Origin of the sequence: Alienimonas sp. DA493, from assembly GCF_043951915.1 — a bacterium.
Taxonomy (GTDB): Bacteria; Planctomycetota; Planctomycetia; order Planctomycetales; family Planctomycetaceae; genus Alienimonas.
This window is the reverse complement of sequence record NZ_JBINJD010000038.1, coordinates 1-13,151: the sequence shown is the minus strand read 5'-3', so window position 1 is coordinate 13,151 and position 13,151 is coordinate 1. Positions and strand designations below refer to the sequence as shown.

The following is a 13,151-nucleotide window of genomic DNA, read 5'->3' as shown; positions in this document are numbered from 1 at the left end:
GCCCGGCGTCCGTATTTTCCTCCCGTACATCCCCGCATCCCAAGAGTGATCCCATGGCGAAGATGATCGCCTTCGACCAGGAAGCCCAGGAAGCCATGCGCCGCGGCGTCGGCAAGCTGGCCCGGGCCGTCAAAGTGACCCTCGGCCCCAAGGGCCGGAACGTCATCCTGGAAAAATCCTTCGGCTCCCCGACCGTCACCAAGGACGGCGTGACCGTCGCCAAAGAGGTCGAACTGCCGGACAAGTTCGAGGACATGGGCGCCCGCATGGTCAAGGAGGTCGCCTCCAAGACCAGCGACAACGCCGGCGACGGCACCACCACCGCCACGGTGATGGCCGAGGCGATCTACAACGAGGGCCTCAAGGCCGTCGTCTCCGGCGTCTCCCCGATCGAGATGAAGCGGGGCATGGACCAGGCGGTCGAGGACATCGTCGCCAAGCTCAAGTCCATGAGCATCGAGGCCCGCGACAGCAAGAGCATCGCCCAGGTCGGCACCGTCGCCAGCAACGGCGACAGCGAGATCGGCACGATCATCTCCAAGGCGATGGAAGCGGTCGGCAACGACGGCGTCCTCACCGTGGAAGAGGGCAAGAGCCTGGAGACCACCTTCGACGTCGTCGAGGGCATGCAGTTCGATCGCGGCTACCTCAGCCCCTACTTCGTCACCGACCGGCAGGCGATGGAGGTCGTGCTGGAGGACCCGTACGTCCTGGTGCACGAGAAAAAGATCTCCAACATCCGCGACCTGGTTCCGGTCCTGGAGAAGGTCGTCCAGAGCGGCAAGAGCCTGCTGATCATCGCCGAGGACGTCGAAGGCGAAGCCCTCGCCACCCTCGTCATCAACAACCTGCGGGGCACCTTCAAGGTCGCCGCCGTGAAGGCCCCGGGCTACGGCGACCGCCGGAAGGCCATGCTGCAGGACATCGCCGTGATGGTCGGCGGCACCGCGATCTTCGAGGACCTCGGCATCAAGCTGGAGAACCTCCAGCTCTCCGACCTCGGCACCGCCAAGAAGGTCGTGATCGACAAGGAGAACACGACCATCATTGAGGGCGGCGGCAAGAGCGCCGACATCAAGGCCCGGATCGAACAGATCCGCCGCGAACTCGAAAACTCCACCAGCGACTACGACCGCGAGAAGCTCGAGGAGCGGGTCGCCAAGCTGGCCGGCGGCGTCGCCCAGGTGAACGTGGGCGCCGCGACCGAGTCCGAGATGAAGGAGAAGAAGGCCCGCGTCGAGGACGCCCTGCACGCCACCCGTGCGGCCGTCGAGGAAGGCATCCTGCCGGGCGGCGGCGTCGCCCTGCTGCGGGCCAGCTCGCAGGTCAAGCCGTCCAAGAAGGAAGGCCACGACTTCGGCACCGGCTACCAGATCATCCTCCGGGCCTGCCGGGCGCCGCTGACGCAGATCTCCAACAACGCCGGCAAGGACGGCGCCGTGGTCTGCGAGAAGGTCCTCGCCGAAGACGGCAACTACGGCTACAACGCCGCGACCGACGTCTACGAGGACATGGTCAAAGCCGGCATCATCGATCCGGCCAAGGTCACCCGCACCGCGCTGCAGAATGCGGCCTCCGTCAGCACCCTGCTGCTGACCAGCGAGGCCCTGATCGCCGACAAGCCCGCCAAGGGCAAGGGCGGCGGCATGAGCGGCGAAGACATCTACTGAGCCGCCCCTGAGGCGACCAGTCGTCGCGAGCCGTCCCCCGGGACGGCGATCGCAGGTTCGTCCGAAGCCCCCGGCGGCCACGCCGGGGGCTTCTTTCATTCCGCAGCCGCGGGCTCGTCCAGCAGGACGTCCCATTCGGCGTCGCCGAGCGGATCGGTTTCCCGTGCAATCTTCACCCGACGCCCCAGAACGGGCGACAGCCGATAGCCGTCCGCGTCGACCTCCGCCTCGGCCCAATCCGCGGACTCCTCCGTGCGGGTCAGCAGCGCGAACTCGAGGTCGTCGCCGCGGCCGTCCAGGAGCCAGTACTCCCGAACGCCTGCGGAGAAGTACGCCGCCCGCAATTCGACCGTGTCTTTGGGAACGCTGGAATCGCTGACGCACTCCGCCACCAGGTCCGCGGCCCCTTCGACGATCGGCAGTCCGCCGGCCCCCTCGCGTCTCTCCCCCACCCGCACCCGCCCCGACGTCAGCGATTCGTACAGGAGGAACGTTGCGTCCGGTTCGTTCGCCGGGCCGTCGGGCCGGTGGGCGTAGATCGCCCCGTCCGTATACGCCCGGCCGAGTTTCGTGCGGCGGCCGTACTCCCGCAACGCGGCGAAAACCGCGCCCTTCAGGGAGTTGTGGGTGAACAGGTGGTCGCCCACGGGTTCCAACCTCAAACAGCCGTTGATCAACGAGGCTCGTACGCCCCGCGGGAATCCGGCCGAGCAGACCCAGTCGAGAAACCCGTCGAGTTCCATGGCCCCGGGGGGGATCGCCACGTTCAACCACTGCCGGTCGGGAACGAACGCCGACTCCCGGCCCCCCGTACGACCCGCCGCGCCCCGATCGGGAAGTGTCGGCGTCAGCGCGGCGGGGACGGACACGGATCTCACCGGCAAGGGGTTGCGTTCGCCGGCATTCTACCACGCCCCCCGCTCCGTTAGAGTGCCCCCCTTCCCCGCCCGCTTCGCTTCGACCCCTTCGGTTCTCATGCCCGCCTGCGTGCTCGCCTATTCTGGCGGCCTCGACACCTCCGTCATCCTCGGCTGGCTCCAGGACGAGGGCTGGGACGTGCACTGCGTGTACGTCGACATCGGCCAGCCGGGCGAGGACAAGCAGGCGATTCTCAAGAAGGCCGAGGACTGCGGCGCCAAAAGCGCCCGGATCGTCGACGTGACGGAGGAACTCTGCCGCGACTTCGCCTTCCCCGTGCTCAAGGCCGGGGCGAAGTACGAGAGCATCTACCTGATGGGCACCAGCATTGCCCGGCCGCTGATCAGCAAGGTGATGCTGCAGGTCGCCCGGGAGGTCGGCGCCACGGCGTACGCCCACGGGGCGACCGGCAAGGGCAACGACCAGTGCCGGTTCCAACTCGCCGCCGAGGCCCTGGACCCGACGGTGCAGATGATCGCCCCCTGGCGGATCAAAGCCTTCCGCGACAAGTTCCCCGGCCGGGCCGAGCTGATCGCCTACTGCGAGGAGAAGGGCATCCCGGTCAAAGCGACCAGCGCCAAGCCCTACAGCAGCGACGAGAACTGCCTGCACGTCTCCTACGAGGCCGGCGACCTGGAGGATCTGTCCGTCGCCGGGCAGGAAGTGGTCGACTTCACGATGGGCGTCTCCCCGCAGGAGGCCCCGGACAAGCTGGAAGAAGTCACGATCGCCTTCGAGAGCGGCGTGCCGGTCTCCATCAACGGGGAGAAGCTGACCGCCAAGGGGATCGTGGAGAAGGCCAACGAACTCGCCGGCCGCAACGGCGTCGGCCGGATCGACATGGTCGAGAACCGCTTCGTCGGCATGAAAAGCCGCGGCGTCTACGAGGCCCCCGGCATGACGCTGCTCTACGAGGCCCACCGCATGCTCGAGGAGCTCACCCTCGACCGGGATCTGATGCACCTCCGCGATCAGCTCTCCCCGGTCGTGGCGGAGATGGTCTACTACGGCCTGTGGTACACGCCGAAGCTGGACGCCCTGTTCGCCTTCACCGACAAGGCCCAGGAACCCGTCACCGGCGAGGTAACGCTCGGCATGTACAAGGGGAACCTGTCGGCCCGCCGGCGCTCCTCGCCGAACAGCCTCTACGACGCGGAGATCGCCTCGATGGAGGGCGGCGGCAGCTACGATCAGGACGACGCCACCGGCTTCCTGCGGATCACCGGCCTGCCCAGCCGCGTGCAGGGTACGGTTACGCCCCGCGGTTACTGAGTCTCCCCCGTCCCGCCGACGCCGCGGCTCCCGCGGCGTCGGCCCCTTCCCCGCCCCGTCCGCCCCCCGCGGGCGCGTCGCGTCTGAACGAACTGTCGCAGTATGGGCGGCGACGCCTGGATCACCCTCGCCGTGGTGGGGGCGCTGTTCGTTGCGTTGTTGAGGAACCTGGCGCCGCCGGACGTGCTGTTCCTCGGGGCGAGCGCCGGGTTGGCCGTGCTCGGGATCATCACGCCCGCCGAGGCCTTCGCCGGGTTCTCCAACGCGGGGATGCTGACCGTCGCCGCCCTGTTCGTCGTGGTGGCCGGCCTGCGGGAGACCGGGGTGCTGGACCTCGTCGGCCATCACGTCCTGGGCCGGGCGAAGACCGAACGGGCCGCGCTGGCCCGGATGGCGGCGGCGGTGCTGCCGATGTCCGCGTTCCTCAACAACACGCCGATCGTGGCGATGTTCGTGCCGGTGGCGATCGACTGGGGCCGGCGGCATCAGGTCTCCCCCAGCAAGCTGCTGATCCCGCTGTCCTTCTTCGCAATCCTGGGCGGGACCTGCACGCTGATCGGCACCTCGACGAACCTCGTCGTCGACGGCCTGATGATCGACAACGGTCTGCCGGGCATGAGCCTGTTCGAGATCGGCGCCGTCGGCCTGCCGTACGCGGTCGTCGGGCTGGGCTATCTCTTCGTCGTCGGCGGGGCGCTCCTGCCGGAGCGGAAGGAACTGCTCGAACAGTTGGAGGAGAGCCGCCGGGAATACCTGGCGGAGATGCTCGTTCAGCCGGGCTGCCGGCTGGCCGGCAAATCGGTCGAGGAGGCCGGGCTCCGGCAGTTGCCGGGCCTGTTCCTGATTGAAATCGAACGGGCCGACGAAACCGTCGCCCCGGTGGGGCCGGACGACGCGATCCACGAGGGCGACCGCCTGACGTTCGCCGGGATCGTCAGCAGCATCCTCGATCTGGAAAAGGTCCCCGGGCTCGTGCCGGTCGCCGACCCGGACTACGAGGTGCTCCCCAGCCGCCAACGCAGCCGGCGGCTGTGCGAGGCGGTGGTGTCCGACAGTTCGCCGCTGGTCGGCAAATCGGTCCGCGACGCCGACTTCCGCGGGGCGTACGGCGCCGCCGTCGTGGCGGTGCACCGAGCCGGGAAACGGGTGGAACGGAAGATCGGCGACATCGTCCTTCAACCCGGCGACGCCCTGTTGTTGCAGGTCCGCCCGCACTTCCTGCGGACCTACCGCCACAGCCCGGCGTTTTACCTCGTCAGCGGCGTGGACGACTGGCGGCCGGTGCGGCGGGACCGGATGTGGCTCTCGCTGGGTCTGTTCGCCGGTCTGCTGGTCCTGATGACCACCGGCCTGCTGCCGATCCTCGTCACGGCCGTGCTAACCGCCGTGCTGATGGTCGCCCTCGGCTGCATCTCCTCCGGGGACGCCCGCCGCAGCATTGAGTGGCAGGTGCTCATCACGATCGCGGCGGCGTTCGGGGTCGGTTCGGCCCTCGAGAACTCCGGCGCCGCCGCGGCCGTGGCCACGACGTTGGTGGACGCCACAAAGTCCTGGGGACCGATCGCGGCGCTGGCGACGATCTATTTCCTCGGCTCGGCGATCACGGAACTGATCACCAACAACGCCGCGGCGGTGCTGATGTTCCCGTTCTGCCTGGAGACCGCCAGGCAGTACGAGGCGGACCCGCGGCCGTTCCTCGTCGCCCTGATGCTCTCGGCGTCCGCCAGCTTTATGACGCCGATCGGCTATCAGACGAACATGATGATCTACGGCCCCGGCGGCTACCGGTTCGGCGACTTCCTCAAAATCGGGACGCCGCTCAACCTGCTGCTGGGGGCGGTGGCGCTCCTGCTGATCCCCTGGATCTGGCCGTTCCGCTGAGGCCCCGTCGGCGGTCCGGCCGGCGGGAACCGGGATCGGCCCGAGGACGGCGCCGGCGGTCGGCCTAGGATGGCGGCATGTCCCGCTTCTTCGCCGTCTCCGACGTCCACGGCTGTGACGTCGCCCTGGAAACGCTGCTCACCTCGCTCGATCTGCGCGAGGACGACGGCCTCGTGCAGCTGGGCGACCTGTGCGATCGCGGCCCGGACACCGCCCGGGTCATCGATCTGCTGATCGCCTTGGGCGAGGAGATCGACGTGAAAGTGATCCTCGGCAACCACGACGAGATGTTCCTCGGAGCGCTCGGCCGGCCGGGGTTCCGGGACGTCGGGCCGAACTGGATGGCGTTCGGCGGCAAGGAGACGCTGGAAAGCTACGGTGGGCTGCCGGGGGACGTGCCGGCGGAGCACATCCGATTCCTGGAGAACGCCGCCGGCGTGGTCGAGCGGGGCCGCGACATCTTCGTTCACGCCATGATCGACCCCGCCCTCCCGCTGTCGGAACAATCGCCGGCGACGCTCCGCTGGGAGAAGCTGACCTACGAGGAGCCGCCCCCCCCGAACGGCCGGCGGGTCGTGTGCGGGCACACCGCCCAGGCGTCCGGCGAGCCCCGCGTCTGGCCGGGGTGGTGCTGCATCGACACCAAGGTCTACGCCCCGGGCGGCTGGCTCACAGCGCTGGAGATCGCCGAGGACGGGACGAATCGCGTCTGGCAGGCGAACCAGCAGGGCGACGCCCGGGGGCCGTTCGATTTGGCGAGGTTCGAGGACCGCGGGTAGGGTTCGCGTCCCGTTCCCCCCGCCCCCGCTCCGGCTCCCCGCGATGCCCCGTCTAATTGCGACGCCCAGCCTCGTGGAAGCGGCCGGCACGCCGCCGAAACGCATCGAGGAGTTCGTCGGTCGCGTCAATAGCGGGACCGAAGCCCTCTCGATCGCCCGGATGACCAGCCCCTTCGGGTGGAGCGAGCCGGGCCAGCGGCCGGAGTTCGACGAATACACCCTCGTGCTCAGCGGCATCCTGCGGGTCGAACGGGAAGACGGCGCCCCCCTGGACGTCGCCGCCGGTCAGGCGGTGCACGTCGCGGCGGGCGACTGGGTGCGTTACAGCACGCCCCACGACGGCGGGGCGACCTACATTGCCGTCTGCACCCCCGCGTTCTCTCCCGACACCGTTCACCGCGACGCCGTATGACTCCTCCCCAACCGCTGAGAATCGCCGTCAACGGGGCCGCCGGCCGGATGGGGCGCCGGGTCGTCGCCGGGGTGATGGACGCCGAGAACGTGACGCTCGCCGCCGCCCTGGACCATTCGGACTCCCCGCACCTGGGGACCGACGCCGGCGAATTGGCCGGCGCCGGCCCCGCGGGCGTGCCGATCACCGACCGCGTGGGCGACGCCCGGTGCGACGCGGTGATCGATTTCTCCACGCCGGACGGGCTGTTGGCCGTCCTCACCTCCTGCGTGAAGCGGAATCTGCCGATCGCCGTGGCGACGACGGGCCTCTCCGACAGCCAGATGGACGCCGTGCGGACCGCGGCGGAGAGCGTGCCGGTCGTGTTCGCCCCGAGCTTCAGCACGGCGGTGAACGTCGCCATGCGGCTGACGGAACTGGCCGCCGAGGCGCTGAAAGACGTGCCCGGCGGGGCGGACGTCGAGATCGTCGAGCGGCACCACCGCTTCAAGGAGGACGCCCCCAGCGGCACGGCCCTGCGGTTCGCGGAAATCGTGCGCGGAGTGATGGGGCAGGAAGAGTTCGTCCACGGCCGCAGCGGCCGGCCCGGCGCCCGCCCGCACAACGAGATCGGCCTGCACGCGGTGCGGGAGGGGGACAACGTCGGGGAGCACTCGATCCTGTTCGGCATGCTCGGCGAGACGTTGGAGATCGCGGTCCGCGGCCGCACTCGGGACAGCTACGCGAACGGCTCGATCGCGGCGGCCCGCTGGGCGGTGGGCCGGCCGCCGGGGCTCTACGGGATGGACGAGGTGCTCGGCCTCAAGTAATCGGGGCGGTCCCGCCGATGCTGCCGGGTGTTCCCCCCACCCTCGGCTCGCGTATGGACGCCCCCGCCGCACGCCCCGCCCTCTTCCGGTTCGAGCGTCTCGCCTCGCCCGCCGCGGAAGAACGGTGCGCCGCCCCGGCCGCCGAGCCGGCGTTGCGTCCGAACGCCAAGGCCGTATCGGCGTGGCGGGGCCCGGTGCTGGCCTGCGGGGTGACGATCGCCGCGACCGCCGGCCTCGCTTATGCGGTGCTCTCCCCGGAGGACGCCCGGCGTCACCGGGCGGCGGTTCCCCCGACCGGCGACGGCGTGATCCTGCTCTCCGCGGAGCGCGCCGCGGCAAAGAGCGCCGGGGTCCGGCCCGCCGCGGCGCCGGAGGAACCTGCAGAGGCGCCGGTCGTCCCGGCGTTGCACGTCTGGGACGGCCGCCCGATCCGGGCCGTGCCCACCGACACGCTGCCCGAAGCCTTCGACGCGGGCGGCGGCCTCATCCCCGCGGACGGCGTGGTGCCCACCGCGGGCGCCGCCGGCGTGGCCTTGCCCGCACGGGCGGACGCCGTCGCCCCCGCAGTCTGGCTGACCGGAGAGATCGCGGAGTAACGCGGCGTCCCGCGGCGAAGCCGGCGGCGGTGCGGTTGTCGGCGGACCGGACGGGGGCCATCATCGCGCCGCCCGGCGGTTTGCGCGATCGTGACGGGGCTCCCCCCGGTCCGACTTCTTTGAGCGTACGGCGATGGCAGCGGCGAACGGTTCCCCCACCCCGGCAGCTCCCGAATCGGGCGGCGGAGCCGTGCTGATCGCCCGGTTGGCGGTGATGATGTTCCTGCAGTTCTTCGTCTGGGGGAGCTGGTACGTCTCCACCGGGAACTTCATCCTCAACGGCTCCGGTTGGAACGACGCCGCCGGCGTGACCGGGTGGGCCTACTCCGTGGCCCCGATCGCCGCGATCCTCGCCCCGCTGTTCCTGGGCATGGTGGCCGACCGCTTCTTCGCCAGCGAGCGGGTGCTCGCCGGGCTGATGCTGCTCGGCGCCGTGGCGATGGCGGCGGTGCCGACGGTCCTCGGGCAGAACCCGTCCGACGACGACACGACGCTGTATCTCCTGTTGCTGTTCGGGCACTCGCTCTGCTTCATGCCCACGCTGGGGCTGACGAACACCGTCGCGTTCTCGCACATCAGCAATCCGGAGAAGCAATTCCCGATCGTCCGGGTGTTCGGCACGCTGGGGTGGATCGTCGGCTCGATCCTGGTCAGCAAGTGGGAAACCTGGTTCGGGGCCGCCGACTGGACCGGGCCGGACCTGGAGGCCGGCGTCGGCCAGTACTGGGTGACGGCCGCCGCCTCCCTTGCGCTGGCGGTCTACAGCCTCTCGCTGCCGCACACCCCGCCCCCGGCGAAGGGGCAGGCCTCCACCCCCGCGGACCTGTTGGGCTTCGGAGCGATCGGCATGATGAAGGACCGCAGCTTCGCGGTGTTCATGATCGCCAGCGGGCTGCTCTGCATTCCGCTGGCCGGCTACTACGGCTTCGCCAACGGCTTTCTGGGCGACAGCGGCTTCGAGGACCCGGGGTTCAACATGAGCTTCGGTCAGATGAGCGAAGTCCTGTTCATGCTCGCGATGCCCTTCGCCTTCGCCCGGCTGGGCGTGAAGTGGATGCTCGCCGCGGGCATGGGTGCCTGGGTGCTGCGATACGGGCTGTTCAGCGCCGCCGCCGACGGCGGCCCGCTGGACGGCGACGCCTCGAAGGCGCTGATCCTCGGCGGCGTCATCCTGCACGGCATCTGCTACGACTTCTTCTTCGTCACCGGGCAGATCTACACGGAGAAACGCGCCCCCGCCGGGCTGCGCGGGCAGGCGCAGGGCTTCCTGGTGCTCATCACGCAGGGCGTCGGGCTGCTGATCGGCGCCCAGCTGTTCGGGCTGCTGGCCGGGGCCTACACGACCGAGACGGCGGACGCCGTCGTCCGCGATTGGCCGTCGATCTGGCTGTGGCCCTGCATCGCGGCGGCGGTCATCCTGGCGCTGTTCTGCGTGCTGTTCCGTGACCGGCTCTCGGACGCCCAGCGGGCGGAACTCGCCGCGACCGGCGAGGACACCGGTGGGCCCCCGCCTGCCACCGATCCCGGCACCGGCGGTATGCCGGCGGGAGAACACGGCTGATCGCTCCGCCCGACCCCACGGTCTCAGACCCTCCGGAACCGGGCCCGACGCCCCCCGACGCGGCTCCGCCCGACCCGGACTCGGCCCCCGTACGGAGGAAGCCGTCGCTGGGCCTGCGCGTGCGGCTGGGCGTGCTGTGGGCGCTCCAGTGGGGCGTCACCGGCGCCCTGCTGACCTACCTGCCGCTGTACTTCGAGGGCCGCGGGCTCTCCCGCGGCCAACTCGGCAGCCTGTTTGCCGTCGCGGCGGTCGGGTTATGGGTGGCGCCGATCGTCGTCGGGCAGCTGTGCGACCGGCTGATGGGGGCGGAGAAGTACCTCGCCGTCGCCCACTTCTTCGGCGGCCTCACGCTGCTGGTCGTGCCGTTCGCCGCGAACCTGTTCTCCGTCACCGGGGAGGGGTTTTGGTTCCTGATCGCGTCGGTGGGTCTCTTCAGCGCCCTGTATTTCCCGACGCTGCCGGTCGTCAGCGCCGTGACCTTCCGCCACCTGCCGGACCCGGACACGCAGTTCGGCCGCGTGCGGCTGTGGGGCACGGTGGGTTGGGTGCTGGCGGGGCTGTTCGTCTCGGTCTGGCTGGGTCAGCGGGAGGCGATGGAGTGGCTCAGCCGGAACGCCCCGGCGATGCGGGACCGGCTCACGCACCTCGACAGCCTGCTCCGCCGGCTCGCCCCGGTGGACGACGCGGACTGCTTCCGCATTGCGGCGGTGCTCTCCTTCGCCCTGTCCAGCTTCTGCGCGTGGCTGCCGCGGAGCCCTCCTCCCAAGCCGACCAGCGGCCGGTTCGCCCCGCTGCAAACGCTCGGGTTGCTGAAGGATCGCCAGTTCGCCCTGCTGATCGCGGCGAGCTTCGCCCTGTCGCTGATCGTGCCCGTCTACACCCTGGAGGTGCCGGCCCTGCTGGTCCGCGAGGGGTACTCGAAGGACTGGGTGCCGGCGGTGATGACGATCGGGCAGCTCTCGGAGTTCCCCGCCCTGCTGTTGCTCGGGCTTTGCCTCAAGCGGCTGGGGGTGACGATGACGTTCACCCTCGGCGTCGCGGCGTGGGCGATGCGGTTCCTGATCCTCGCCGTGACGGAGGCCACCGGCCCGGTGCTGGCCGGGTTGGCCCTGCACGGGGTCTGCCACGTGTTCCTGATCGTCGCCGTGCAGCTGTACGTCGACGCGAAGTGCCCGCCGGACCTGCGGGCCAGCGCTCAGAACCTGTTCGCCGTGGTGACGGTCGGCGTGGGGATGCCGCTGGGCTTTCTGATCTCCGGCACGCTGTCGGAGTGGGCCTCCGGCGGGACGGAAACGCCCTCCCGGCTGCTGTTCCTCGCCGCCGCGATCGCGGTGTCGGCGGTGTTGGTTCCCGTCTGGATGGTGGGCCGGCGGGAGCGCGTCTGAGCGCCCTCCCCCACGGTTCCGCCTGATTCCCTCGAGACCTACTGCCGGACCGGCACGAGGCGGGAGACGCCGACCATCGGGGCGGCGATTTCCGGGTGGGTGAAGCGGCGGCCGTTCACGCCGAACCGCTGCCCGACCCGGCCGGCGAGGCCCAGCCGCGGGTCGTCCTGCAGGTAGGCGGCGACCTTGCCGTCGGCCCCGACGAGGGCGAACCGCGGGGCCTCCGGGTGCGGCGGGTTCGTTACCTCCCGCAGCACGCCGACCGCCTCGAAGGCCATCGCCCCCGCGGGCGTCGCGGCCGCGGCCGGGCCGCCCGCCGGGCCGCGGGCCGGTTCGGTGTGCGACATCTGGTCGATCCCGCCCGGGGCGGCCAGCGAGGGGACGTCATCGTACGGGTTGAACTGCTCCGGGCCGGCGGCCGTCCGCGGCGGGGCGGAGAGCGTCGGGAAGCCCTCGGCCGTCTGCGGGGCGAACCCGCCTTCGTAGGGCATGCCGCCGTATTCGACGCCCCCGTACTCGACGCCGTGCGGCGGCTCGGCCTGGGCGAAGCGCCGCAGCGTCTCGGCGGCCTCGGCGGTGAGCACCGCGTCCCGACGGTCGGTGCGGGCGGTGAGCTGAACGTAGTCCTGATACTCGCCGCGAATCTTCTTCAGCACGTCCACCCGGACCAGGCGGGCCTGGGCGAGGCGGCGGACGGCGTTGGAGCTGGCTCGGTCGCGGAGGTCCCGCAGGTCGGCTTCGAGGTCGGCGAGGTTCCAGCTCTGCGGGTCGGCGTCCAGCAGCTTGTCGAGCCGCTGATCAAGTTGCTCCAGCCGGCGGCGGTCGGCGGCGACGGCGTCGGCGCCGTGCGCGGAGAAGCGATCCGCCCGCGTCGGGTCCTGCGGGCCGTTCGCGGCCCGACCGGAGTTCGAGGCGGAGGAGCGGGGCATCGGCGTCGCGGGCGTTCCCCCGAGATTGGCGAACGGGTCGGTCGCGGCCGTCTGCGTGGCGGCCCCGAGGGAGCTTTGCGCGGTCGGCGGGGCGCCGGCGTCCTCGGCCAGCAGCGGGGCGGCGGCGGCCCCGCCGGCCAGCGGCTGCGGCGCGGCGAAGGCGACCTCGACCACCCCGCTGCCCATCGCCTCCTCCGGGGCGGGGGCGAAGGGATCGGCGACAGCCACGTTCGCTCCGCCGTTCGGCGGCGGAGCGCCGGCGTCCAGCAGGTCGGCCGGGACGGCGTAGGGATCGCGGTCGCGGTCCGCCCGGGCCTGGGCGTTCGCCGGGACGAGATAGCGGAGCTGCACCCAGCGGTGCTCGCCCTTGGGCGCGGGAATCTGGGCCCACACTTCCGGGCCGTTCGGCCCCGGCAGCGTGCGCGTCCCCTGCACCGTCACCGACTGCCCGGCCTTCAGCGGGACCTGTTCGATCATCGGGTCCTCGCCGACCCGGCTGCCGACGCGGCAATACAGTTCGTTCCCGGTCGCGGTGACGGTCGCCGTCCCGCCGCCCTCCGCGGTCCCGGAGTTCATCGTCAGCCATTCCAGCCGGGCGAAGCTGATCGCCCCCGCCGGCGCCTGGATCATCGCCCGACCGCCCGGATCGTGCCGGACGACAGTCACCTCCGTGCCGCGAGGCAGCGTCGTGGTGACGTAATCGTCCGCCAGCGGCCCGGCGTGCACGGGCAGACCGTCCGCGGCGACCCGGGCCTGGTAGGGGAACTCCTGCGCGACCGCCGAAGAGGCGCAACACAACAGGGCGAAGCAGAGGACGGGGCGCATAACGGTCGATTCCCTTCGGACGCGAAGCGGGACCGCGGGGGCTTAGTACACCCGCCGGGAACGCCGCTAGAGCGATCGTCGCCCGCATGCGGCGTCCCGGACGCTCCAGCGTCC

At 70.9% G+C, this 13,151-nt stretch carries 11 protein-coding genes; 9 read left to right on the top strand and 2 right to left on the bottom strand.

What is annotated here, in order from left to right:
- Nucleotides 1–53: 53 nt before the first annotated feature.
- The gene (groL, locus tag ACG2DA_RS08145) at nucleotides 54–1,670 is read left to right on the top strand and encodes a chaperonin GroEL (protein ID WP_395255063.1); all 1,617 of its coding nucleotides are present in this window, start codon (nucleotides 54–56) and stop codon (nucleotides 1,668–1,670) included.
- Nucleotides 1,671–1,765: 95 nt separating this feature from the next.
- On the opposite strand, the gene ACG2DA_RS08140 is transcribed toward groL, so the two are convergent.
- A complete protein-coding gene (locus ACG2DA_RS08140; protein ID WP_395255062.1) occupies nucleotides 1,766–2,434 on the bottom strand; it encodes a Uma2 family endonuclease in 669 nt (222 codons plus the stop codon).
- 211 nt (nucleotides 2,435–2,645) lie between these two features.
- On the opposite strand from ACG2DA_RS08140, the gene ACG2DA_RS08135 reads away from it, so the two are divergent.
- From ACG2DA_RS08135 to ACG2DA_RS08100, 8 genes are all read left to right on the top strand, one after another.
- Nucleotides 2,646–3,860, top strand: a complete 1,215-nt coding sequence (locus tag ACG2DA_RS08135; protein ID WP_395255061.1) for an argininosuccinate synthase — start codon at nucleotides 2,646–2,648, stop codon at nucleotides 3,858–3,860.
- Between the two features lie 102 nt (nucleotides 3,861–3,962).
- Nucleotides 3,963–5,741: an SLC13 family permease gene (locus tag ACG2DA_RS08130; protein WP_395255060.1), complete on the top strand. Its 1,779-nt coding sequence runs from the start codon at nucleotides 3,963–3,965 to the stop codon at nucleotides 5,739–5,741.
- A gap of 77 nt (nucleotides 5,742–5,818) precedes the next feature.
- Nucleotides 5,819–6,520: a metallophosphoesterase gene (locus ACG2DA_RS08125; RefSeq protein ID WP_395255058.1), complete on the top strand. Its 702-nt coding sequence runs from the start codon at nucleotides 5,819–5,821 to the stop codon at nucleotides 6,518–6,520.
- A gap of 43 nt (nucleotides 6,521–6,563) precedes the next feature.
- On the top strand, nucleotides 6,564–6,932 hold the full coding sequence (locus ACG2DA_RS08120; protein WP_395255057.1) for a cupin domain-containing protein: 369 nt from the start codon (nucleotides 6,564–6,566) through the stop codon (nucleotides 6,930–6,932).
- Nucleotides 6,929–7,741, top strand: a complete 813-nt coding sequence (gene dapB / locus ACG2DA_RS08115) for a 4-hydroxy-tetrahydrodipicolinate reductase (RefSeq protein WP_395255056.1) — start codon at nucleotides 6,929–6,931, stop codon at nucleotides 7,739–7,741. Before ACG2DA_RS08120 ends, dapB begins: the two co-directional genes overlap by 4 nt.
- A gap of 53 nt (nucleotides 7,742–7,794) precedes the next feature.
- Nucleotides 7,795–8,337 (top strand): hypothetical protein, encoded by a 543-nt coding sequence (locus tag ACG2DA_RS08110; RefSeq protein ID WP_395255055.1) that lies wholly within the window; start codon nucleotides 7,795–7,797, stop codon nucleotides 8,335–8,337.
- Between the two features lie 190 nt (nucleotides 8,338–8,527).
- The gene (locus tag ACG2DA_RS08105) at nucleotides 8,528–9,898 is read left to right on the top strand and encodes an MFS transporter (protein WP_395255054.1); all 1,371 of its coding nucleotides are present in this window, start codon (nucleotides 8,528–8,530) and stop codon (nucleotides 9,896–9,898) included.
- A complete protein-coding gene (locus tag ACG2DA_RS08100) occupies nucleotides 9,895–11,283 on the top strand; it encodes an MFS transporter (protein ID WP_395255084.1) in 1,389 nt (462 codons plus the stop codon). The genes ACG2DA_RS08105 and ACG2DA_RS08100 overlap by 4 nt, the downstream gene beginning before the upstream one ends.
- A gap of 38 nt (nucleotides 11,284–11,321) precedes the next feature.
- Here ACG2DA_RS08100 and ACG2DA_RS08095 read toward each other — a convergent pair whose 3' ends face one another.
- Nucleotides 11,322–13,037 (bottom strand): hypothetical protein, encoded by a 1,716-nt coding sequence (locus tag ACG2DA_RS08095; protein ID WP_395255053.1) that lies wholly within the window; start codon nucleotides 13,035–13,037, stop codon nucleotides 11,322–11,324.
- Between the last annotated feature and the right edge of the window lie 114 nt (nucleotides 13,038–13,151).